This window comes from Thermosporothrix hazakensis, from assembly GCF_003253565.1.
GTDB classification, from domain to species: domain Bacteria; phylum Chloroflexota; class Ktedonobacteria; order Ktedonobacterales; family Ktedonobacteraceae; genus Thermosporothrix; species Thermosporothrix hazakensis.
Genome location: NZ_QKUF01000002.1, coordinates 192829 through 216732 on the forward strand (window position 1 = coordinate 192829; position 23904 = coordinate 216732).

Annotated in this window: 20 protein-coding genes; 14 read left to right on the forward strand and 6 right to left on the reverse strand. The window is 54.4% G+C overall.

What is annotated here, in order from left to right; translation table 11 throughout:
- The first annotated feature begins 129 nt into the window (after positions 1–129).
- From EI42_RS06085 to EI42_RS06095, 3 genes are all read left to right on the forward strand, one after another.
- Positions 130–2154 (forward strand): WD40 repeat domain-containing serine/threonine protein kinase, encoded by a 2025-nt coding sequence (locus EI42_RS06085; protein WP_170142400.1) that lies wholly within the window; start codon positions 130–132, stop codon positions 2152–2154.
- 122 nt (positions 2155–2276) lie between these two features.
- On the forward strand, positions 2277–2969 hold the full coding sequence (locus EI42_RS06090) for a CTP synthase C-terminal region-related (seleno)protein (protein WP_111319906.1): 693 nt from the start codon (positions 2277–2279) through the stop codon (positions 2967–2969).
- Positions 2970–2972: 3 nt separating this feature from the next.
- Positions 2973–3524, forward strand: a complete 552-nt coding sequence (locus tag EI42_RS06095) for a GNAT family N-acetyltransferase (protein WP_111319908.1) — start codon at positions 2973–2975, stop codon at positions 3522–3524.
- Between the two features lie 40 nt (positions 3525–3564).
- On the opposite strand, the gene EI42_RS34815 is transcribed toward EI42_RS06095, so the two are convergent.
- On the reverse strand, positions 3565–3690 hold the full coding sequence (locus EI42_RS34815) for a hypothetical protein (protein ID WP_211326049.1): 126 nt from the start codon (positions 3688–3690) through the stop codon (positions 3565–3567).
- 275 nt (positions 3691–3965) lie between these two features.
- Between EI42_RS34815 and EI42_RS34820 the strand changes: the two genes are divergently transcribed.
- Positions 3966–4121 carry a hypothetical protein gene (locus tag EI42_RS34820; protein WP_428843952.1) on the forward strand — a complete coding sequence of 52 codons (156 nt, stop codon included), beginning with the start codon at positions 3966–3968 and terminating at the stop codon, positions 4119–4121.
- Between the two features lie 56 nt (positions 4122–4177).
- Here EI42_RS34820 and EI42_RS06105 read toward each other — a convergent pair whose 3' ends face one another.
- Positions 4178–5023, reverse strand: a complete 846-nt coding sequence (locus EI42_RS06105; RefSeq protein ID WP_111319910.1) for a sugar phosphate isomerase/epimerase family protein — start codon at positions 5021–5023, stop codon at positions 4178–4180.
- Positions 5024–5265: 242 nt separating this feature from the next.
- On the opposite strand from EI42_RS06105, the gene EI42_RS06110 reads away from it, so the two are divergent.
- Positions 5266–6627: an NAD(P)/FAD-dependent oxidoreductase gene (locus tag EI42_RS06110; RefSeq protein ID WP_111319912.1), complete on the forward strand. Its 1362-nt coding sequence runs from the start codon at positions 5266–5268 to the stop codon at positions 6625–6627.
- A 318-nt stretch (positions 6628–6945) separates the two neighbouring features.
- On the opposite strand, the gene EI42_RS06115 is transcribed toward EI42_RS06110, so the two are convergent.
- Complete coding sequence (locus EI42_RS06115) at positions 6946–8748, reverse strand: cation:proton antiporter (protein ID WP_170142401.1); 1803 nt, start codon at positions 8746–8748, stop codon at positions 6946–6948.
- Between the two features lie 829 nt (positions 8749–9577).
- Between EI42_RS06115 and EI42_RS06120 the strand changes: the two genes are divergently transcribed.
- The 8 genes from EI42_RS06120 (at position 9578) to EI42_RS06155 (ending at position 17881) form a co-directional block, all read left to right on the forward strand.
- Positions 9578–10069 (forward strand): DoxX family protein, encoded by a 492-nt coding sequence (locus tag EI42_RS06120; RefSeq protein ID WP_111319916.1) that lies wholly within the window; start codon positions 9578–9580, stop codon positions 10067–10069.
- Positions 10070–10423: 354 nt separating this feature from the next.
- A complete protein-coding gene (locus EI42_RS06125) occupies positions 10424–11368 on the forward strand; it encodes a trypsin-like serine peptidase (RefSeq protein WP_111319918.1) in 945 nt (314 codons plus the stop codon).
- A 206-nt stretch (positions 11369–11574) separates the two neighbouring features.
- Positions 11575–12054 (forward strand): MarR family winged helix-turn-helix transcriptional regulator, encoded by a 480-nt coding sequence (locus tag EI42_RS06130; RefSeq protein WP_170142402.1) that lies wholly within the window; start codon positions 11575–11577, stop codon positions 12052–12054.
- Entirely contained in the window at positions 12051–13778 is a 1728-nt protein-coding gene (locus EI42_RS06135) for an ABC transporter ATP-binding protein (RefSeq protein ID WP_111319922.1), read from the forward strand. The genes EI42_RS06130 and EI42_RS06135 overlap by 4 nt, the downstream gene beginning before the upstream one ends.
- Entirely contained in the window at positions 13775–15649 is a 1875-nt protein-coding gene (locus tag EI42_RS06140) for an ABC transporter ATP-binding protein (RefSeq protein WP_111319924.1), read from the forward strand. The genes EI42_RS06135 and EI42_RS06140 overlap by 4 nt, the downstream gene beginning before the upstream one ends.
- 147 nt (positions 15650–15796) lie before the next feature.
- Positions 15797–16195 (forward strand): PleD family two-component system response regulator, encoded by a 399-nt coding sequence (locus EI42_RS06145; protein WP_111319926.1) that lies wholly within the window; start codon positions 15797–15799, stop codon positions 16193–16195.
- Positions 16196–16471: 276 nt separating this feature from the next.
- The gene (locus tag EI42_RS06150) at positions 16472–16771 is read left to right on the forward strand and encodes a DUF5348 domain-containing protein (RefSeq protein ID WP_111319928.1); all 300 of its coding nucleotides are present in this window, start codon (positions 16472–16474) and stop codon (positions 16769–16771) included.
- A 192-nt stretch (positions 16772–16963) separates the two neighbouring features.
- The gene (locus EI42_RS06155; RefSeq protein ID WP_111319930.1) at positions 16964–17881 is read left to right on the forward strand and encodes a VOC family protein; all 918 of its coding nucleotides are present in this window, start codon (positions 16964–16966) and stop codon (positions 17879–17881) included.
- 49 nt (positions 17882–17930) lie between these two features.
- Here the strand turns inward: EI42_RS06155 and EI42_RS06160 are convergent, their stop codons facing one another.
- The 3 genes from EI42_RS06160 to EI42_RS06170 form a co-directional block, all read right to left on the reverse strand.
- Entirely contained in the window at positions 17931–19745 is a 1815-nt protein-coding gene (locus EI42_RS06160) for a Dyp-type peroxidase (RefSeq protein WP_111319932.1), read from the reverse strand.
- Positions 19746–20064: 319 nt separating this feature from the next.
- On the reverse strand, positions 20065–21597 hold the full coding sequence (locus EI42_RS06165) for a sensor histidine kinase (RefSeq protein WP_111319934.1): 1533 nt from the start codon (positions 21595–21597) through the stop codon (positions 20065–20067).
- Between the two features lie 70 nt (positions 21598–21667).
- Entirely contained in the window at positions 21668–22342 is a 675-nt protein-coding gene (locus EI42_RS06170) for a response regulator transcription factor (RefSeq protein WP_246046382.1), read from the reverse strand.
- A 299-nt stretch (positions 22343–22641) separates the two neighbouring features.
- Between EI42_RS06170 and EI42_RS06175 the strand changes: the two genes are divergently transcribed.
- The gene (locus tag EI42_RS06175) at positions 22642–23856 is read left to right on the forward strand and encodes an acyltransferase (RefSeq protein ID WP_211326050.1); all 1215 of its coding nucleotides are present in this window, start codon (positions 22642–22644) and stop codon (positions 23854–23856) included.
- Positions 23857–23904: the final 48 nt, after the last annotated feature.

Consider the following 23904-nt stretch of genomic DNA (forward strand, 5'->3'; position numbering starts at 1 on the left):
GTACAATATGGCTTGTTCGTGCACAGTTTCTCAAGAAGTGAACTTGCTCATTCTCTCTCAAGGCAAAATCTGATATGCTACAAAACAACTACTGACAGACTCATCAAAAACAGGTATGCTATGGATGCTATGAATACAGACAACACAGCATTACAACCCGGGCAACGTCTGGGCGAATACCGCCTGCTTCGGCAGATCGGGAAGGGGGGCTTCAGCGACGTCTATGAGGGCGAACATCTGCACACAGGACAGCGAGTTGCAGTCAAGGTGCTCCACGCCCGCCTGACAGACGCCGAGGACATCAAATCCTTTATTCGCGAAGCGCGTATCATGCGCCTGAATCATCCCCATATTCTTCAGATTTTTGATTTTGATGTCACAGCCGAAAACATCCCTATCATCATCATGCAATATGCCGCAAACGGCACCTTACGCCAGCGTTATCGGCCCGGGACACGAGTTCCCTTGCACGATATCGTCTCCTCTATTTCACAGGTTGCCTCGGCGCTGCAATATGCCCATGACCGCCGTTTGATCCATCGCGATGTCAAGCCAGAAAATATGTTGCTTGACGAGGCAAACAATGTATTGCTCAGCGACTTCGGTATTGTCACAACCGCTCATAGCACTCGCTCAACCAACATCCGCGACAACATGGCCGGAACCATCTCGTATATGGCTCCCGAACAGATTGAGGGGAAACCATCACCCGCCAGCGATCAATATGCACTGGCAATCACTGCCTATGAGTGGCTCTGTGGACGTCGCCCATTTCAGGGCACTATTACCGAAGTCATCACACAGCAGCGGGTTGCACCGCCACCGCCACCGCGCGACCTGGTGCCAGACCTGCCCGAAGCTGTCGAACAGGTACTCCTCAAAGCGCTGGCCAAAGCACCCGAAGAACGCTTTTCACGCATTGAGAACTTCGCACAGGCACTCGCACAGGCGGCCAGCTCAACAGGTACGCTGCTGATAAGTTCGTCGGGGTCCACACCTCACTTTACGGAACAGCCCATTACCACTCACCCATCAATACATACGCTGCCTACGGAGCGCTACCCCATCACACCGCAGCCCGTTCCGCAAAAGCAATCACGCCGCCTCTTCCTGCTTGGTGGGATCGGCGCGGCAGTGATCGTGGGAGGTGGGGCCGCAGCCCTCTGGGCAAGCAACACGCTCGGTCAGCAAGCACGGGTTCAGCCCACCCGGACGCCGCTATCCCCGACGCCATCACCAACCCAAAAAGCAACGACACAATATCCTATCCCCTACTCTCGGCATCGCGACCGGGTGAAGTCAATTGCCTGGCTCCCCGACAGCAAGCATATTGTCTCGGCAAGTAATGACAAAACGGTCCAGGTCTGGGATTTCAATTATAAAAAGACCGAAGAGCGCCCCATCACCCACAGGGGCGGTGATGCCTGGATGTGGGCCGTCTCCCTCTCGCCCGATGGCAAACAGATTGCCGCCGCCGACTTTGAAGGCGTCATCTGGATCTGGAAAACGGAGGAAGAGACCGCCCCTCTGCGCACGATCCACACACAGCCCGCCAGTTGGCTTCGCGCTCTGGCCTGGTCACCCGATGGGCGCCTTCTGCTTGCGGGCGGCAACGACAAACAGATACGCCTCTGGGATCCCAAAACTGGCAAACGAGAACGCGTCTATGCCGAACACAAGCAGGAGGTTTTTTCCGCTGTCTGGTCGCCTGATGGCTCGCTCATCGCCTCAACTGGCAAGGAGGGCAGCATCAGAATATGGGAAGCCCGCACGGGCAAGACCCGGCATGTTTTCACAGGCCATAAAGGTCCGGTCGAGTGCGTCTCCTGGTCGCATGATGGCACTCGGCTTGTCACGGCAGGCGATGATAAAACCATCAAAATCTGGAATGCATCAACCGGTAAGGTGTTGCGCACCATCACGGGTCATACCGGCCTTGTCACGTCGGTTGCATGGTCGCCAGACGGCACGCGGATCGTCTCGGGCAGCTACGACAACTCTACCCGCGTATGGGAAGCCTCAACCGGTCAGAAGCTCGCCAATCACTACCTTGCGCACACCAAACCCGTTCTTACGGTCGCATGGTCGCCAGACGGGAACTATATCGCGTCCGGTGGTATCGATCAACTGGTCTACGTCTGGGCCGCTCCCTGAGGGGGACTTTCATTGTAGCATGAAACAGGTGCGCCTGGCATCTGCGAAAAGGACAATGTGCTTTTCTGCAAACTCTGGCATACTACGGGTCAGATTGAAAGGGAAAGGATGAACGTTATTCTATGCGTATCGGATTGATCGGCGAATATAAGCCAGGAGTCCTCGCGCACCAGGCGCTCACATTAGCCGCTCATGATCTCGGCTACACCTGCGAGCCCGAATGGGTGCCCACGTCTCAACTTGAAGACGACACGGCACAACAACTGGCATCCTATCAGGCGCTCTGGTTCGTGCCAAATACGCCCTACGCCAGCATGGCAGGCGCACTCAAAGGAATCACCTGGGCCCGCGAGCAGCGCATCCCAACGCTTGGCACCTGTGGCGGCTGTCAGCATATGCTGATCGAGTTCGCCCGCAATGTGGCCGGGCTGCACAACGCGGACCACGCGGAAGAGCACCCGGACGCAGAACTGCTACTGATTACGCCCCTGGTCTGTTCAAACACCAACATTGTCACAACCTGCCTGCTGGCTTCCGGCTCGCGTGTGGCGACGATCTATGGCGCACCCGAGGTGACAGAAGAATACGGCACCTGCAACTATGGGCCCAATGCGCAGTTCTGGCCCAATCTTCAGCAATATGATATGCTCATATCAGGCAAAGATCCCGAAGGCGAGGCGCGTATTATCGAGCTGCCAGAGCATCCCTTTTTCATCGGGACCCTCTTTCAGCCAGAACGCTCGGCATTCCAGCAGCGCGTTCACCCGCTCATCCGCGCCTTGCTGCAAGCGCCTCTCTCAGAAACGAAGGAGTAACCCATGCACACCGTCCCATACATTCCGCTGACGATGATCCGCAAAGACCTGGACAATCTCCCCTCATTTTCCTGTCCTGATGGCTTCGCCCTTCGTTATTTTCGGCCTGGCGAGCAGCACCATTGGGCCCGCATCGAGCACCTGGCCGACGAGTTTCCCGATAAGGGGCAGGCCCTGTACCATTTCGAGGAGGAGTTTGGCAACCACCTGGAAAGCATGACGGAGCGCTGTTTCTTCCTCGTCAATGCCAGGGATGAACCCATTGGCACCGCAACCGCCTGGTATGGGGAGCTCAATGGCGAGGCATATGGGCGTGTTCACTGGGTTGCAATCGAGCCCGAGTATCAGGGAAGAAAGCTGGCAAAGCCCTTGTTAAGCGCCGTACTGGCACGTCTGTCCCGGGACCACCAGCGGGCACTGCTCGATACGCAGACAACCAGCTATCGCGCCGTCAATCTCTACCTCAATTTCGGCTTCGAGCCCTACCCTGTTCGCGACTCATGCCGGGAAGGGTGGGAACTCATGGAACAGGTCCTCAAGCGCAAGATTTTGTAGCGCCTTGAGATCAGGAAACATGGCCCCATAGGCGCGCGATCTATGGGGCCTGCCATAGCAGTGAGATCAAGCCACCAGCGGCACGAATCGCCTGTCCGGTAATCCAGCGAGACTGCTCGCTTGCCAGATACGCAACAATATATGCGATATCTTGTGACTGCGCCATTCGTCCGAGCGGTGTGGACGCAACTCTTCAGGCGGCCCTTCCGTCTCGACCAGTCCCGGCAACACCGCGTTCACGGTAATCCCCCGCGCTCCAAGCTCACGCGCCAGCACATAAGTGCATCTTTTCGTGCAAGTGCAGGACCGTATCTCGATGACCCTGAGATCAGCGCCTTTATCATAAAACTGAAGCGCGTCAGCCCGGTTTTCCGCGCTTAATGGGAGGAGCAGAAGGTTGCGGGCAAATGCGCGGACCACCGCACGTTTCAGCATCCTCTGATCGGTCATCTGACACTGGAACTTGCCAGCCTCAATATCAGTGGCGATCCCGATATCAAATGCTGTATCTATTCGGCCCTGCCCGGTTCGGAGGAAGAACAGAAGCCTGGACGACTGCTTAGCACGCTACAGGAGCACGTTCCAACCTTGAAGTAGCACGCTCAAAAAGGGGGAAATACCGCGCTTCCCCCTTCCCGCATATGAGGCGGATCTTACCCCTGAAGATAGGGCTGAATAAGGTGCATTTCCTGGAGCAGTCCCCCCCACTCGTCGGGGTCTGCATCGTCGTAAATCAGCGTGTAGGGGCCAGAGAAGCCTGCTTCTTGTAGCAACTCAAGGCAGGCAAGATAGTCATCATGATCAATGCCAGTCTCCGAGAAGTAGGCTTTAGCATGGCATGACTCCGCATAGGGAGCAATCGAGCGAAGATCCGCGTACTTGGTTTCGCCGTGCCAGTTGCCAAAATCAAGACACAGCCCTACATGCCCGTTCAGCCGCTCAAAGAGAGCATGCACTGCTTCAGGCGTGCTCAGCAGCTCTTTCCAGTTCTCAGTCATCAGGCGCAGGCCAGAACGCTCGGCCCGCCCCGCAAGCGTTAGCAGGTTTTGAGCGCTGCGAGCAAGTGTCTCTGAGTCGGAAGCGACCATTCCCGCCGCAACCCGAGCACAACGTGCACCCAGTTCCGCCGCAATGTCCAGCCAGCGTGTGAGCCAGTCAAGGTCGCGATCTGCCGTTGCCGCATTGGCAATATCTCCACTATCAATCAGCACCGAAAAGAGCTCTACTTCCCTTCGTTGAAGCTCTGCCCGCAGCTCCGCCAGATAGCCAGAATCAAGCGAAGGCAGATGAAAATGACAGATCTCCACTGTTCTGATGCCGTGCACGACAAGCTGTTCTGGCAGTTCCAGCAGCGTGTGCGTGCCCTTGCCATGTGTTTCAAGCGGGATCTGAAAGCCCTGCTCAACTCCATAGAGAGCGGGATTGCCAAGCACTCGCTTGACGCTCCATGTCGAGACCGAGAAGCGAGACGGCGTGCGCCGCGCGTGAGGTACAGTCATAAGCCGAGGATCCTTTCCAACTGAAAAAGCGAATTATGGCTATCATATCATATTCCCACGAACAAAGAGCGCCCTTTGCCCTCGTGAAGCAACCCCTTACATAGAGGTATACATATATATCATTTCTTATTCTATACTGTATATTTTTCTCTTTTTAACCGTTAGTATAAGTAGACGAACAGCGAGTAAAAAGGGCCGCTACGGCCTGCATTCTCTTGGAGAAAGGAGACACACGACTCTTTATGCCTGCACAACGCAAACATGCCATAGTCATCGGTGGCGGGATGGCCGGACTCCTTGCCGCGCGTGTCCTGCTCAACCATTATGAGGGAGTCACGCTGATTGAGCGTGATCGTTATCCCGCTATCCCGACCTTTCGTCCGGGTACCCCCCAGGGCCGTCATGTTCATGTGCTCCTGCTGGGTGGGCAACAGGCAATAGAAAAGCTCTTTCCCGGTTTTACTGCGAAGCTCTGCGCTCATGGGGCGGTCGAGCGCGACATTATCAATGATACGATTTTCTGCTATGGCGCACGCAGCCCCCGTCGACCATCGCATTTACGTGGCTACACCTGCACACGGCAACTCATCGAGTGGCAGGTGCTTCAGGAGCTCCGCAAGTTCCCACGCCTGACCTTGCTGGAAGGTCATGAGGTGAGAGAGCTTCTGTATGAAGACGGGGTGGTCCGGGGCGTTCGCTTGCATCAGCGGAATCATCAACCGCCGGCGCAGAAACAGCTTGAAGAGCGTGGGGCTGATCTGGTCGTCGATGCCAGTGGTCGCTACTCGCGCACCCCCCAATGGCTTGATAAGCTCGGCTATTCTCCCCCACGCGAAACGGCCATCAATGCGTATCTGGGCTACGTTACACGCTTTTACGCACCTCCTCCCAATTTTCAAGAAACCTGGAAATTGGTCGCGATTCAGGCAGTAGGTTCCCAACAGCGCGGAGGGGCGATTCTCTGTGTAGAGGGCGATAAGGAGCACCCTGAGCGTTGGATGGTTGTGCTGGTTGGCATGGGCAAGGATTATCCGCCAACGGACGAGGCATCGTTTCTTGAGTTCGCGCGTAGCCTGGCCGACCCGAGCCTGTATGAAGCGATCAAGCAGGCAAAACCGCTCTCTCCCATCTACGCTTATCGTCAGCATGAGAACTATCTGCGCCATTTCGAGCAACTTCGGCACTTTCCAACGGGGCTTCTTGTGCTTGGAGACGCGGTATGTACGTTTAACCCTATCTATGGTCAGGGAATGACAGTCGCGGCGCTTGAAGCTTTGCTCCTGGATCGCTTCCTGAGTACTACCAGAGGCACGCCCGCAGAAAAATTGCCGCTGCTCTTTCAGAAAAAGCTCGCTCGCCTGATAGACTTTCCCTGGCAAATGGCAAGCGCCGCAGACTATCGCGTCATCAAGGGAGCAAGCGCCCGGGGACTACAGCGTCTGACACATCTCTACTTCGAGCGGCTGATTCCCTTAATCGCAGTCGATCACTCCATCTCAGTAACATTTCAGGAGGTACTGAATATGGTGCGTCCGCCCACTGCACTCTTTCATCCCGCCATTATGGCCCGTGTGCTGACCTATCGCCATGAAAACGGAGCATAAAAAAAAGCCTGCCAATTCATCTCTGGGTGGCAGGCTTTCGGTATTGGGAGAGAAAAGGAGGGTAAACAAAGCTATGTGAGCATGAGGGACGCTCAGCAATGTCTGGTGTATAGAAACACCTGGAGTGATAACCGTCCATTGAAGGCTTCTACCTGCTCAAAGGATTGCCTTTTCTCTACATCTATGGAAATAAGCATACCTGAAATGGGGCGATTTTGCTGTTAGAGAGGTCACAGAGAGACTGTGAGGTATCACACAGAGAGGCAAAATACAAAGAAGTTTTCCGGGGGACGCCTGACTCGGTCCCCCGGTTCCGACCTAGCTGTTCTGAACGCTCGTTGGTTCGTCTTCCAGCGCCTGATGTGCGTCAGCTTTCAACTGCTCAAGCGCCTGCTTTTCAGCCGGGGTAGAGAGAGAGAGGTCATAGCGATCCTGTCGAATGGCATCGGTATAGGTCTGAATATCATCACGCTGACATCCCAGATAGAGCAGGGTTTGTCGCGTGATATTCAAGCCGCCTTCGAGCTCGGGGTGGATCACCGCGCTTGCACCCCGGGCAAACAGATCCTGAATGCCGCCCTGCGTTGCCGCGCGTACCACAATCGGCACCTCTGCTGCACGCTCGCGAACCGCCTGGACAATTAACTGAGCTGAGATCTCATCGGGCACCGTCACTACCACAGCGCGAGCCCGCTCCACATGCGCATGCTTCAGAATCTCCGAACTGGCCGCATCCCCGTAGAGCGCGGGGACCCCATGCTGTTCAAGCGCCTGCACAACACGCAAATCCATATCAACGACCAGACGGGGTAATCTGAGATAACCAAGAACCCTGACAATATGTTCACCGACTCGACCATAGCCAATCACCACCACATGCTCTTTCAAGAGCTCTGGCTCCAGTTCTGGCACACGCTGTTTCCCCTCAAGGAGCGACCAGAGGAACGGAACACGCTGTAATTGCCGCTCCAACCAGGGCATCAGCCGGAAAAGGAACGGGTTCACCATGATCGAGATCATTGCACCCGCCAGCAAGAGCGAGTAATGTTCCTGTGTCAACACGCCAAGCGAGACACCCATGCTCCCAAGCAGAAACGAGAACTCACCGATCTGGCTTCGTCCTGCCGCCAGCACCAGCGACGTTTTGGCCGAACGTGCCAGAATGGCCGTGAGCACAAGGGTTATCAGGAACTTGCCAAGCAGTATCAGCGCCGTAATCAACAACACGCCACCAAGCGAGTTTAAGAGGTGCAGCGGGTTAACCTGCATGCCAACCGAGACAAAGAACACCACCGTGAAGAGCTCCCGAAACGGTGAGATCTCCGCCTCTACCTGATAGCTTAATGATGACTCGCTGACCACAACCCCGGCCAGGAACGCGCCCAGAGCCAGCGAAACCCCGAAGAATTGCGATGCCGCCAGCGCCGTTCCAATCGTCAGTACGACAATTGCCACAATAAACAGCTCACGCGACTGCACCAGCGCCAGCTTGTTGAGCAACCAGGGTATCAGTCGCGTGCCAGCAACCAGCATGATCGCGGCAAAGACCAGCGCCTTTACCATTGCCAGCCCGACCGTTTGCCACAGCGGCTCTGTACTTCTCGAGGTCATCGTGGGAAGCAGGACAAGCACCAGTACCGTAATCAGGTCTTCCAACACCAGCCAGCCCACAGCAACTTTTCCATGCGGGGTATTAAGCAACCCCTCATCCATCATATTGCGCAACATCACCACGGTACTGGCAATAGAGAGAGCCAACCCGATCAGGATTCCTGCCTGCGTCGACCAGCCCATCAAAGGAGAGATGCCCACAACAACCAGCGTTAGAATGCCGATCTGGAGCAGCGCACCAGGAATCGCGATCCGACGCACAGCCCACAGGTCGGAGAGAGAGAAATGCAGCCCGACCCCGAACATCAGAAAAATAATCCCAAGCTCAGCAAGCTGCTGAATCATCGATAAGTCACCAACGTAGCCAGGAGTAAATGGACCAATTGCCACACCGCCAAGCAGATACCCGACCATCGTTGGTAATTTGAGGAGACGGGCGATATGTGCCCCAATCAGGGCGACAATGAGGGCCATTACGATATTCAACAGCAACGGTAAATCATGTATCATTGTTGTTTCCCCCATTACTTCCTGTATTCACAGTCATCGCGAATACTGCTATTGCATCAAAGTAGATGCTTTCTCGACTAGAAACGATAGAGATTCTCCTTTGTTCTTTATTCATGAATAGATATCTCTCTATGTTCAAACAGGTTCAAAAAGTGAGGATAGAAAAAAGGGAGCCCGGGCCGGTCCCCGGGACTACCGGATGACGTTCCTTCAATGAGGCGCTCCCATACAGCAGATGGCGAGCAGTTCAAGCAGTTCCTCTTCGAGAAAGTGACCCCATCGTCCCATGAAGCGTGATAGAGCATAGATAGACAACAATATATTGGCTAGAAAACCACTCACCCCCCTTGCAAGCATCACAAGCCAGAATATAAGACAAAGCGAGATCTCTGTTCACGCTGTGACTCACAATTTCATTCCATGACTGACAGTCATTATTTTACTATCGCGTCACTCTACTGTCAAGTATGTCCTTCCCTTCTTCTTCATTCTCATCCATTGAAATACAACAATAGAGCAGAATATCTGTTTTTCTGTTCCGGTAGCCTATAGAGAAAACCACCTTCTAACCATAACTTAGCAGCTTTTTATTATTCACAAAATATTATACCTCAAACAAATGTGGTATTGACAGATAAGCGCCGACAGTGTACATGAAATAGAAGTGACTGAACGAGGGTTTCACCCTTTGACAGTCAAGGTGCCAGATTGTTCCCCATGTGATGCAGGACGCAGTGAAACAGACCACTGCACAGGCATGTGCAAGGAGCGCCGTGCCGTAGATCGGTATGCCTGCTGTATCGCATGGGCAAAAAAGTCAGGAGTGAATATGGTTCTATTCAAAACCGAAACAACCCCATTAACCAACGTGACCACTCTTTTCTTACGGTTGGCGCTGGCAGCCGTGATGTTCCCTCATGGGGCGCAAAAGCTGCTCGGGTGGTTTGGCGGACATGGATTTGAGGGAGCAATGCTTCAATTCACGCAGGGATTGCATATACCGGCGATTCTGGCATTTCTTGCAATCATTGCGGAGTTCTTCGGAGCGCTTGGCGTTCTGACGGGGCTTTTGACGCGCGTTGCCGCCTTTGGCATCGGGAGCGTGATGACGACCGCAATGGTGTTGATCCACCTGAAGCATGGCTTTTTCATGAACTGGTCCGGGCAGGCAACAGGAGAAGGCGTCGAGTATTTCCTGCTTGCCATTGCCATCTCGCTCTCGCTGGTCGTTCTAGGCGGCGGGGGCTGGTCTCTCGATCAGTTGTTCTTCGGGCGTCTTGCGAAAACAGTGCGTGTGCCGGAGGGGGCAACCTCTGCCTGAGCAGCGGGCCTCTGGAGCGATCCGGGGGCCTTTACCTCTTCTCTAGCCTGGTACATACTTTCATTCATTTCCCGGGGTAGTACTGGTAAACTTGAAATTCTCTATTTTTTCGTGTATTCTATAGACACATGTACAGAGGTGCCAACCAAAAGCCTGAACACGTTCGCTCGTCACATACTCCCATGAAATGCTATTCACTGTTCCTGTACATGTCGCACGGATCAACCGTGTGAAGCGCGGTATCTCTACGGTTCCACGGTCTTCATCATGCAAGCATGGATGTTTTGCATGCGGAGTTCTCTATCCGTGTGAGGCACCGGCCGATAATTGATCCCTGGAGAAAGGAGTCTCACTATGCACAGGGAAAAACGGATGTTCATCATTGGTGGCCTGTTCCTCTCCTTGAGCCTTGCTCTGCTTCTGGTGCTACAGGGCTATCAACCCGCGCAGGCAGCCAAACCGAACAAACATCATTCGGTTATCTCGCACTCGCCAGACAAGTTGCTCCGTTCGATGTCCAACTACTGGACACCCGCCCGCATGAAAGCGGCGAAGCCGATTCAGACCCTGATTATCGGGAATGAAAAGAACCAGAAGAAGCAGGACGGGGTGATGCGTCCCTTTGCGGCGGCGGTCCCGGTCAGCTCGTACAGCCAGTTCCCCTACTCAACCATCGGCAAGATCTTCTTCACCGATAGCCGCACCGGCGAAGATTACCAGTGCTCTGGCACGTCAACCCAGAGCCAGAACGGCAGCGTCGTTGACACCGCCGGTCACTGCGTGGTTGAAGGTGGCTCCGCCGGCAACTGGTACACCAACTGGATCTTCTGCCCTCAATACCGCGACGGAAGCTGTCCAAAGGGGCAGTGGTCTCAACGCACCGCCTATACCAGCTCCGACTGGTACTACAACGGCTCCTTTGGCTCTGACCTGGCTGACGTGGTGGTCAACACCAATGGCAGCACGCTAAACGCAACGGTAGGTGCGGTTCGGTTCGCCTACAATCTCTCGCAGAATCAGCAATTCCTCTCGCTTGGCTATCCGGCAGCCCCGCCATTCAACGGACAGCGTATGTATTCCTGCTCATCCGGCGTGGTCTCACAGGATCCTCAGTATGGCGGCATCGGCATTTCCTGCAATATGACCGGCGGCTGTAGCGGCGGGGGCTGGCTTATCCGGCAGGGCAACACCTGGGCCGTCAACGGACATAACGACTATGGTCGGGGTGATGGCATTATGTATTCGCCTTACTATGGCGACGATGCATACGAGATCTTTAACGCAGCACAAACAGCCTGATCACCTTCCTCCTCACTGGTAATGACACGGAAGATCCCGGGGCGCTGGCCTCTGGATCTTCCTGCATTTCACTCTCTTGCACCGCTCCTTTCTCGTTATTGATATATCGATACCTATTGACAATAGCTCTGCCAATACCGTATTATTTAGGTTGCCAAATAAATTACTTACCTAACTAATTCCCTGTGATGGAGGTACAAGAAAGCATGGACGACTCGCTCAGTCCAACAGCGCAGAAACTCTTGCAGGCGTTCAGTCAGTTTTCTAAAGAGGCCTGGAAGAAGCATTACTCGGCAGTGGGGCAATATAAGCCGAGTGAAGTACGGATACTCTATCTTCTCAAAGGGTGTGAGGAGCATGGGCACGCTGAGGGCATGCGCGTCTCCGATATCAGCAAACTGCTGCTTGTTACACCTCCAACCGTCACACAGGTACTCAAAGGACTTGAACAGGATGAATTGATTGAGAGGCACACCAATCCTAAAGACCGCCGTGCCACGTTTATTCGGCTTACAGAAAAGGGGCACTCTATTATTCAGCGAGCATTTGATAGCTTCTCAGATGTGTTCCAGGGGCTGATTGAATATCTAGGAGAAGATCAAAGCAACCAGCTTGCTGAGCTCTTAACAAAGGCGTTTCTCTATCTGGAGAAAGGCCACAGGAACGGAGAAGAAGAAAAAATATGATATCCTTGTTCCGCTTCTTAAAACCCTATAGAGTTTTTCTCACACTTGTGCTTGTACTGGTTTTCCTACAAACACTTTCAGACCTTTACCTCCCAACACTCATGGCAGATATCGTCGACACCGGGATTGTCAAAGGCGACACAGCCTATATTCTGACCATTGGCAGTTTTATGCTGCTGGTCGCGCTTGGTGGCACCATCTGTTCTATCGGGGTCAGCTTCTTTTCAGCAAAGGTAGCTGTCGGTTTCGGTAAACTGCTTCGGCATAAGCTCTTCACGCATGTTGAAAGCTTCTCGCTTCACGAGTTTGATACGGTCGGGACGGCCTCGCTGATCACGCGCACGACCAACGACACCAACCAGGTTCAGCAGGTGCTCGTTATTATCCTGCGGATGATGATCAGCGCTCCTATCATGTGCATCGGCGGTATTATTATGGCACTCTCTCAGGATGTACAGCTCTCCTGGGTGCTGGTCGCGATTATTCCGCTGCTCGTGATCACGATCCTGCTTATTATGGGTCAGGCAATGCCCCTCTTCACGATCATGCAGAAGAAAATCGACCGTCTGAACCTGGTTCTAGACGAGGGGTTAACCGGTATTCGTGTCATCCGTGCATTTAATCGACTCAAGCATGAGAGACAGCGCTTCCATGATGCAAACCTGGATCTGACCAATACAGCAATTAAAGCGAACCGCATCGTTGCGGCCTCCATGCCAGTCATGATGCTGATCATGAACATCTCGACGATTGCCATCATCTGGTTTGGCAGTATCCGCATTAATAACGGTGACATGCAAGTTGGCGCATTAATGGCGTTCCTGCAATATGCGATGCAGATTCTTTTCTCGCTGCTGATGTTCTCGATGCTGTTTATCATGCTACCACGCGCCTCGGCATCCGCTGCCCGTATCAATGAGATTCTGAAGATGCGGCCCGAGATCACCGATACTACGGAGGCACAGCCAGTCGAGACAGAGCAGGGCATTGTGGAGTTCCGTGACGTGACCTTCAGCTATCCCGGCGCCGAGGAACCCGCGCTCTCGCACATCTCCTTTAAGGCCGAGCCAGGCAAGGTCACGGCTATCATCGGCGGCACCGGCTCCGGTAAATCGACGCTGGTCAACCTGATTCCGCGCTTCTACGATATTGATAGCGGCACGATCTTGATCGATGGTGTGGATATTCGCACCATGTCATTGGAGAGCCTGCGGGCAAAGTGCGGCTTTGTGCCACAGAAAGCCGTGCTCTTCTCCGGGAGCGTTGCCGAGAACATCCGCTATGGCAAAGAGGACGCCACCGACGAGGAGATACGCTATGCCGCCGAGATCGCACAGGCAGCGGAGTTCATCAGCGAGATGAAGGACGGCTACGATACCATGATTGCTCAAGGCGGCGTCAACGTTTCGGGTGGTCAGAAACAGCGTCTCTCGATCGCTCGGGCCCTGGTGCGCAAGCCCGACATCTATGTGTTTGACGACAGCTTCTCCGCGCTGGACTTCAAGACAGACGCGAAGCTTCGGGCCGCTCTGAAAGACGAGATCGCAAATGCTACCGTCTTTATCGTCGCGCAGCGCGTCAGCACCATCATGGACGCCGACCAGATCCTTGTACTGGATCAAGGTCGAATCGCCGGAATGGGGACACACCATGAACTGATGCAGTCTTCTCAGGTCTATCGTGAAATTGTCGCCTCGCAGCTCTCACTGGAGGAAATAAAATGAGCGAGCAAAAACCACAGCGCCAACAGCGGCAAGGGCATGGAGGTCCCTGGGGCGGCATGGGTATGCCTGTCCAGAAGGCAAAGGATTTCAAAGGGACGGTCAAGCGACTCTCACGCTACCTCTTGCCGCAGAAGTACCTCTTGCTGGTCGTGATCCTTGCAGCGATCATCAGCACCGTCTTTCAGATCGTTGGCCCGAAGATTCTGGGTATGGCAACCACCAAGCTGTTTGAGGGCCTGATCCTGAAGGTGAAGGGAGTGCCGGGTGCATCGGTTGACTTTGACGGCATCTTCCGCATCCTGCTGACGCTTGGCATCCTGTATGTAATCAGTTCGCTGTTCAACTACATTCAGCAGTTTATCATGGCAGGCATGGCACAAAAGATTGTGTTCACGCTGCGCCAGGAGGTCGAGGCGAAGCTTGCCCGGCTGCCATTACGCTTTTTTGATTCGCGTTCACATGGTGAGATCCTCAGCCGTGCCGTGAACGATATTGATAATATCAGCACAACGCTACAGCAGAGCCTGACACAGCTTATCACCTCAGCAGTCACTCTGATCGGTATCGTGGTCATGATGCTGCTGATCAGCCCGCTGCTCTCGCTGGTCGTGGTGCTGACGTTCCCGCTCAGTATGGTGGTCACAACCATCGTGGCGAAACGCTCACAGCGCTACTTTGGTGGTCAACAGAAGGCGCTTGGTGACCTGAACGGGCACGTCGAAGAGATGTACAACGGGCACAAGATCGTCAAAGCCTTTGGTCTTGAGCGTCGCTCAATCGATGAATTCAATGTTTTGAATGAAGAGCTCTATAGCCACGGTTGGAAAGCGCAGTTTGTCAGCGGCATTATTATGCCCTTGATGAACCTGATCGGCAATCTGGGCTATGTGTTTGTAAGCGTTATCGGTGGTATTCAGGTGATGCATAACGCCATCTCAATCGGAGATGTGCAGGCCTTTATCCAGTATGCCCGCCAGTTCACACAACCGATTACGCAGCTTGCCAACATCGCCAATATCATTCAGTCAACCATCGCTTCAGCAGAGCGCGTCTTCGAGCTCCTTGACGAGCAAGAAGAGGTTCCTGAAGCCAGCCCGGCCAAAGTGATCGAGTTCCCGCGTGGCTCCGTTACCTTCGAGCATGTGGACTTCCGCTACAAAGAGGACACACCGCTGATCGAGGATATGAACATCGATGTCCGCCCGGGCCAGACGATCGCAATTGTCGGACCGACCGGCGCCGGAAAAACAACGCTGGTTAACCTGCTGATGCGCTTCTATGAGCTCAATGGCGGCAGAATCACTGTTGACGGCACCGACATCACTGAGCTGAAGCGGGGCGACCTGCGACGCATGTTCGGTATGGTGCTTCAGGATACATGGCTCTTTAACGGCACGATTCGCGAGAATATTGCCTATGGACGCGAGAACGCCACCGAGGAAGAGATCATCCAGGCGGCGAAAGCAGCCCACGCCGATCATTTCATCCGCACACTGCCCGATGGCTACGACACCATTATCAATCAGGAGGGCTCCAACCTCTCGCAAGGCCAGAAGCAGCTTCTGACGATTGCCCGGGCCATCCTGGCAAATCCAACCATCCTGATTCTCGACGAGGCAACCAGTAGCGTGGATACCCGCACCGAGATCCTGATCCAGCGGGCCATGCAGGAATTGATGAAGGGACGCACCAGCTTTGTGATCGCGCACCGCCTCTCGACGATTCGCGATGCCGACCTGATCCTTGTAATGAACCACGGACGCATTATCGAGCAGGGAACCCATGAAGGGCTGCTGGCAAAGGGCGGTTTCTATGCCGATCTCTACAACAGCCAGTTCACCGGTTCCACCCTGCAAAAGAAGGCGATCTAAGCACCTCACGCTACCGCATTTCACGCTTCTCCGTCTCTCGTGGGCGGAGAAGCACTTTCTTTTTCGGGTTGAAACTCTTTCCTTCCGTTAATCGTGGCAGTAAAGAGGGGAATTTTGGTAATGACCGAAACACAATGAAGCAACCCGATGAAACAGGCATTCTTCCATACTCAGAATGAGCGGGTTTTCCTTGAAAGAACCATTCTTATTATCGAGGAAGACCTTGACCGGGGATATCAACTGGCACGCACTCTGAGAGCTGAAACGCCGTATCGAGTTCTATATGCAACGAACTATTTCCAGGCAGAGAAAATGATGCAGTGCCAGTCCCCCGATGTTTTGATTGCGAACGTCCATGTAGCAGAGAAAGTAGAGGGTGAGTGGATGACGTCCTTGCAAATTTTTGTAGGTGGAGTAGAAGGACCCCTGAGCATGATGCATATCTGTGCAAATGGGAGCGGGCTTGTTGCCCAACACCTTACCAAGATGCGCAGACCGTATATGATCCCCGAAGTTGTTGCATTAGTGAAGTCTCTTTTAGTATGAAACCAGATCATTCACAAGCAGCGGCCCAGGAAGCCCCCGGCTTTCAAGCGTGGATGAGTTCCGCCATGTGTTCAATTGAACAGTTGGTAGATCACTGCCGACTCACCGACTGAAGCAATATGATCTCTGTATCCATTGTCTGGCTGCCTCTCTTCCGGCTAAGAGGGAGAAAAGGCAGCTCAGACAACACGCTGTTTCAAATACACAATCTATAACGCTTCCTGAATATGGTTCCTCTTGCACTCTTGATATATAGAAAGGAAGCAATGGAGGGTTATGGTATTTTCTTCAACCGAGAATCATTCTGGAAATCGAGATTCAAGGCTGGAACGCTTAACCTCTCGTCAGCAGAGTGAACAGCTTCTTTTACAGGGACAGCCTCTCTATGACGGCATGTTCATTGAGATTCGCATTTTTGGCCACTGGTTGCCCGGTCATGTCGCGCTTGATAGCACAGGCTGGTATCTCCTGACGCTTGATAATGTGGGCATCCGGCTTCGCGCGGGTATCCCGGCTCGCTTCCCGGTTTCGCGGCGCTGGTCGAACGGCACAGATAAACAGCATCCTCCATCCTGAGTTTCTGCCGCCCAGCCAACCAGAGAGAATGTTCCTCCCCGATCCCCTGTACCTGCGACAAGGGGTTGAGTCCGGGTGTGCTCTCCACCTTCTTCGTTGAAAAGTGCGCTCGTTCCCCCTTTCGTGCCAGCCTACAACTGTTTCTGCCAACTGGCGCGTGTCATACATAAGCATCTGGAAGGAGGGAACAACATGCCAACGCGCTTCGATCACCTTGTAATAGCAGTTCGAGACCTTGACGCCGCCATTCGACAGTATCGACAGCTTGGTTTCGAGGTCCGGTACGGAGGACGCCACACCGGACGGGGCACGCATAACGCAATCATCCGTTTCGGGCTTGATTATATCGAACTCCTCTCCGTTTACAATAAAGCTGAAGCACTCGCCAGCGGCCATCGCGGCAGCAGGCTCCTGGAGATTCTTGAAAAGCATGAAGAGATTTTGCTTGGCTTTGCCCTGGCCACCAATGACATTACCCGGGAAGCCGAGCAGTTCCGCAAGACAGAGCTCTTCGCGGGCGAGCCGTTTCCAATGGAACGCCTCCTGCCCGATGGGCATCTGCTCGCCTGGCGTCTCTTTATTCCTGGTGGCACAGCATGGCGGCGTCCCTGGCCGTTCCTCTTCCAATGGGACACTTCCGACACCCAGCGGCTGCAACTCGAACAGCCGACCGCCCAACCCAATGGCGCAAGCCACTGGTCCCGCGTCGCCGTGGCAGTCGCCACAGGTCAGCCAACCATAGACCTCTATCGGCAACAACTGGGGTTGAAACAACTGGAAAGCATCGATGTCACCCAGCAGGTCGCAAGCTGCACGACGTTTCGCAGTGGGACAGGCAATATCGATCTGCTGATCTCCCGGGGAGAAGGCCCGCTACACCATATGCTTGACCGCTGTGGTGAAGGGCCTGTCGCCTTCAGCCTGACCGTCGATGATCTGGCCTACACCCGCCACTTTCTGACACAGTCCAATATTCCTTTCGAGCACGATGCAACCGGGGCCCATGTGATTCGCCTGACGCCGCAGGCCGGAGTGCCATTCTACCTCTATCTGGCGGGCCCCGATGCTGATTTTGCGCACCACGCGGTGTTTCAGCCCCTCGCCTACTAGAGAAGGGAGCTTCTGCTATGGTGCAGAAGTCCCCTTTTTTGAGTTGGCCTCAGCTCCCGGCAAAAAGCAGCTTCAAGGCATCCAACGAGGGCGCGAAGAAGTAGCCGCCACCGGTCGGAATGACCCATTCCTGTGCTGTCACCAGCGAGACAACTCCACCCTTGAGCGGCACCCGCGCCTGTCGCAGACGCTCACCGTTTGGACCGTTGTGCTGCCCGATCACCAGATCTAGCCCCTCACCCTTCTCCGGGAAATCGGGGTTGTTAAACCAGAAATGCGTGAGAAACTCAAATTGCCCGATAATAGAGGTTTGGTAGCAGACAAACAGGAGACCTCGGTCAGCGGGGCGGGCCAGATTGACCGGTTCATCATGCAGATCACGCAGCGGGTGCTCGAGCGTTGAAGGCGAGACAGGACCATAGGGCAGCCCGCGCCGCAGAATACGGCGTCTCTGGGTGTCGCGCTCGCTCACCGCGCTCTTCTCCTCATCGCTACAGTTCGGGCACAGGTCATGCCCGGCCTTCGTCAACGAGTCGCGGGGATAGCCCTTGCGAATATGGCTGATAAACGGGCAGAGATCTCCCTGACGGTCAGCGGGGGCTGGCTCGAATATACCGGGGGCGGCGCATCCTCCACATCGGGGCGCGAGCGTATCAGGTGGCTGTGCACCACCGGTCAGCACGGGGTCAGCGTGAAAGAAGCGGAAGTCGTTATTTGCGCATTCGTTCTTTGCCAGGTCAGGCGCATCCTCGTTCGCAGAGCGCGAGAGCGGCGCACCACTGAGCCAGCGTCCCACGACCTTCGCTCCCATCAATGCGGGTGAAATCCCCTGCTGTCGTGCTTGCTCATTCAAGAAGGCATGGAAACGCCCGACATCCTGCCGTAAGCGCCGAAAGACCAGAAATGAGCCATTGCGCCCCCAGGAGGGCCCGGCCTCAGAGATCGCGCCCCGGTGCACCGGTAGCTGCTCTCGCTCATTGCGCGGATTGGCCGTTGTAGTGCTGCTGGCGCTATCGGAAGGCTCGTTCACCGGCTTTGCAGGGTCCTGATAGGGATAGCCGAACACAAATTCACCCGGCCAGATCAACTGTTGCCCGGGCTTGCCGTGATTGGGGTCACGCGGATCCTGACGCGGAGTAATTACATCATCGGGATGCGCCGAAGCACGGCCTCTGACACCAGGTTGTGAGACGCCATCCAGAAACTTGAAGTGCTCGTGCCCGGCCAGCTCCTGCGGTAGATTGGCACCATATTGCGTCAACATGACAGTCACTCCTGCCAGACGGCTCTTGATCGAGATGACCGTCTCCCGCAGCGCCTCCGCCGAATCGCTTTGAATAATCAGGAGAATCTCGGCCTCGTTTCCGGGGCCTCCGATCAACCAGCGAGCCGGGTTGCCCTCAGCATCGGGTATTAGTGGATCACCAAGCACATCGGCGCGGCTCGCCATCCCCTCCCGAAACGCCGGATCAAGGAAGTCGTTTCCGTCCCGCAACTCCGCGGGCGTCCCGGCGGTCAATCGTTGCAGGGCCCCATATGAGAACGCAATGTTCACCCATGTCGCCTGCACTGTCGCGTAACCACGTCTGGTCCGAAGCGCCTTATAGAGCCGATTGAAGCTCAACACCTCCTCGGCAGTAGCAATCAGAGGCGTGATCTCTTTGAGCCAGCGCTTACAATGTGAGACATCCACAATTCTGAGGAAGAGCAGCGTTTCATGGCTCTTTGAGAATCCCGGAATCACGTTTCCCTGGATCTGATCGAGTTCAAGCACTGGTTCCCGCGTGGCATCGATTCCAGTAGTGGAGCGCAAAGCATGCGGAAAAGGAACCTCGCGTGCATGATGTATTGTTTGCTCTTGCATCGTGTTGTCCTTTCGTCATTGGTTTGGCTGATCCGGCATGTCATCGGGAGATTCGTATGTTTTGATCTGACTATGGATTCCCTTTTTTCGCGTAAAAATGTGTCTTCAACGCATCATCTGACCATCCAAAGGCGACAGGAAGTTCAATCATTCCGAGTATAGAGAGAGCTCAATTGCAGTATTCAGCAACAGGAAGCTTCCATCACAAAGAACGCTGGTATTCCAGTTTTTTTGCAGCGCAACCTGTACTCTTCCCTCGGGCTCTTCCAGGGCCGAGAGAATGTACACAGTTCCTGAGAGGGGGTTCTATTTCAATTGTTCATTGAAGTGCCATTGCATCTTTACTCGAACTGCGAGGAGCCGAGCGGAGGAGAAGCGTGAAGGTCGTTCCTTTGCCAGGCGTGCTTTCTACCTGGATAGAGCCTTTTTGTGCCTCAATCAACTCTTTTGCGATTGCCAGACCGAGCCCGTTTCCGCTTCCCTGGCGGAAAGGACGACTACGTGAAGGATCAACGCGATAGAGGCGATCAAAGATAAAGGGCAGCGCCTCCGCTGGAATACCCTGCCCGGTATCTCGCACGGCAATCACAACCTCGCCCTGTTTGCCCGGAGCGGCGGTAAGCTCTACCTGCCCATCCGACGGCGTAAACTTCAGCGCGTTATCCACGATATTGAGCAAGACCTGTTGCAGCCTGTCGCGGTCCGCATAGACCCGCGGTGTATCGGGAGCGATCGAGCAGCGAATCTCGTGCCCTGTCGCGAGCTGTTGCGCTTGCTGAAAGATCCTGCTGAAAACCGTTTGTAGCTCAAACGCCTCAAGTCGTAGTTTCAGCTTCTTTGCATCCAGCCGGGTGAGCGAAAGCAGATCTTCAACCAACCGGTGCATGCGCTGGACCTCGACGTACATGCCCTTCGCCAGCCGCCGTGTTGCGCCAATATCGCCCCGATCGGCTCCGATCAGCAGCATCTCCAGACTACCGCTGAGCGCTGTCAGGGGGGTGCGCAATTCATGAGAGACATCCGAGACGAACTGCTTCTGTCGCTGAAAGGCGTTTTCCAGTTGCACCACCATCTGGTTAAAAGAATGGGCCAACCGCCCGATCTCATCGCGGGATTTCGGGGTATCAATACGCAATGAGAGCTCTCCAGCAGCGATGCGACGGCTCTTCCGCTCCATCTCAAGCAACGGGCGCAACGTGGCATCAACAAGGGGGAATAGCAGCACCAGCGCACAGCATAAAGCGCCCAGATAGCAAACAAGCAGCAGAATATGGAACGTCGTGAGGAAGTCGTCAATAGATGCGATCGGCGTTCCCACCTGGAGCAGTGCCACGGTCCTTTCAGCGGAGACCAGAGGCACCAGGATGACCAGTTGCCGCTGACCTTGCGCGGTCTTCCCGAGCTTATAGGCATCTCCCTGAAGCCCATCTTCAAGCAATCGGGTGACATCGCTTTGTCCAAGCACAATGGGAGGAGGAGCCAGCGAGGTCGCCTGTCCGGGATAGAGCACCGAGCCGTCCGGTCGCAGGATGGTCATATTGACGCCCAGGCTCGTCAGGCGTTGCCGCAAGATCGCTACCGAGGCATCAAAGCCACGCGGCAGCTCTCCTTTGCGCTCTTCAGGTGCCCATGAGAGAGTAAAGGAGCGTCCGGGAATGCCCTTCGCGGTCAGGATCACTTCCCGACGGAGCGAAGACGCGGTATTATTTAACAGCGCCTGCTCGGTAACAAGCGAGAGTAACAGGCCTGCTCCCCCTAACAAAGCGGTCATCAAGCCAAGCACAACCAGCGTTAAACGCCAGCGCAGAGACAGGGAGGCAAGCCAGTTGCGAAACATGTGCCATATTCGCATCACGATTTGCTATCCTTTTGGTACGCCCGCCATGAGAGGCAGGGCTTCATCTCAATACGCGTTCCCGGTGCTATCCGCGTAAACTATAACCAACACCTCGCACCGTTTGAAGCAGACGCGGAGGCATATCGTGCAGCTTCTCACGCAGATGTCGCACATACACCTCGATGATGTTATCATCACCGGTATAGTCATAGCCCCAGACTCGCGACAGGATGATATCCCGCGTGAGAACCTGATTGGGATGCATCATAAAGAGTTCCAGCAGATCGAACTCGCGGGGTGTCAGCTCAATAACCTCCGAATCGACTGACACAAGCCGCGTGCTGCGGTTCAGCGAAATATGCTGGAAGGTCAGCTCATCGCCAACCACTTTCCCATGTCGGCGCAACACCGCACGCACCCGCGCCATCAGTTCCTTGAAGACAAACGGCTTGGTGACATAATCGTCCGCGCCCACGTCGAGCCCCTCCACCATATCGTCAACCTCATCCTTTGCCGTCAGCATGATAATAGCGCTATCGTGCGTGCGCCGCGCCAGCCGGGTCACGGTCAGACCGTCGAAGCCCGGCAACATAATATCCAGAATCACAATGTCGGGCTGATGCTCGGTAATCATATGAAGCGCATCAGGTCCATTGGTTGCCACAAGGACGTGAAACCCCTCATAGGAAAAACCCATTTGCAGAAACTCAACTATCTGTGGCTCATCATCAACAAGCAAAACGGTACATTGCTTATTCACTTGCTTACTCACTTCAGCTACCCTTTTCCTTTTGCTTCTGCTCTGGTGTGTTCTCTGTTTTTCAAAGCCCATCTTCTCTCTATCAGAAAAAGCTGAAAATTCGCTGAAGAGCCATGATTTTCAGCGAATTTTCAGCAAACTTCGGGGCTTTTTCAGGTCGCCCTGCCACAATACCAGATGTGAACACAAGCTCAAGCGAACGATAAGTGACGGTCGCTCACCGCCGCTGTACATATTCGCCGAAGCAGCGCCCCCGATGTACAGCATGTCTGCATCCAGCAGCAACGACGCTGTGTGAGTTGACCATACTGAAAGGACATATTGTGCAAAGAGAGCAGACAAAAAGACAGCCGCATGTACGCGAGTTAGATTTACTGCGTCTCTGTACGGCTTCCAGTGTCGTGACTATTCACGTCCTCTCATTCACTGCCGTCTTGAATCATGCGGAGTGGGGAGTACAACTACAGAACGCCTTTGTCACGGCCCTGCACTACTCGCGTGAGATCTTCCTGTTCGTTACCGCCTTCGCGCTGGTCTACGTCTACTACCACGCGTATGAGAACAGGCCTTTCCCGCTCAAAAAGTTCTGGATGAAGCGCGGCATGGGCATCTTGCTCCCGTATACCATCTGGAGCCTTTTCTACACCTGGCTTGGACAGGGAACAGACAACTATCTACAGAAAGCACTCTATAATCTGTTAACTGGAAGCGGCTTCTATCATCTCTACTATATCATTCTGACACTTCAATTCTATCTTTTGTTGCCATTGTTTCTGCTATTTCTGCGTCGATTCGGTCGGCATCCCTGGAAAATTCTGGCTGTCAGCTTTACCTTCCAGATAGTACTTCTGGTGTTTGATTACTATATCATGCAACATGACGGTATCTCTTCTCCCTTCTGGGACGCCATCGGGCCATATAAGGCGCGCTTCTTCCTGTTCTATCAGTTCTACTTTGTGCTTGGTGGCATTACTGCCCTCTACTTCCGGCAGATGCGAGATTTTGTCCTCAAACATAGCAGGCTTATCACCGGCTGTCTGATCGGGACGTTGGCTCTGCTCTGGGCGCACTACGTCCTTCAGATCCACGTCTTTGGGAAGTCTATCAACTATGCATCGTCCGTGCTCCAGCCGCTCATGGCGCTCTATGTCACCGCGGCGCTGCTGTTCGCCTTCTGGCTTGCCTGCCGTTGGGTTCAGAAGAGCCCACCGGGACAGCCTCCAAAGGGCGCGAACTTTGTACATCTGATTGCCAAAAGCTCCTTCGGCATCTACCTGCTTCACCCGCTTGTCCTCAACGAAGTGCAGCGCTGGATCATGCCATATATCCCGGCAGATTTCCCGGTCGCGATCAGCGTGATCCTGATTGGCATTTTCACGCTCTGCACCTCGACGGCGCTCAGCATCCTCCTGCTGCATACGCCGCTTGCCTGCCGTCTGATTGGCCGTGATACACCAGCACCTCGTTCAGGCAAGGCCATCCAGGCAGTTCCGGCCTCTCAGCGTTCCGCCTGAACTGTTGCCCGTGAAGTGTGCCCCACAGTGGTTGAGGCACACTTCATT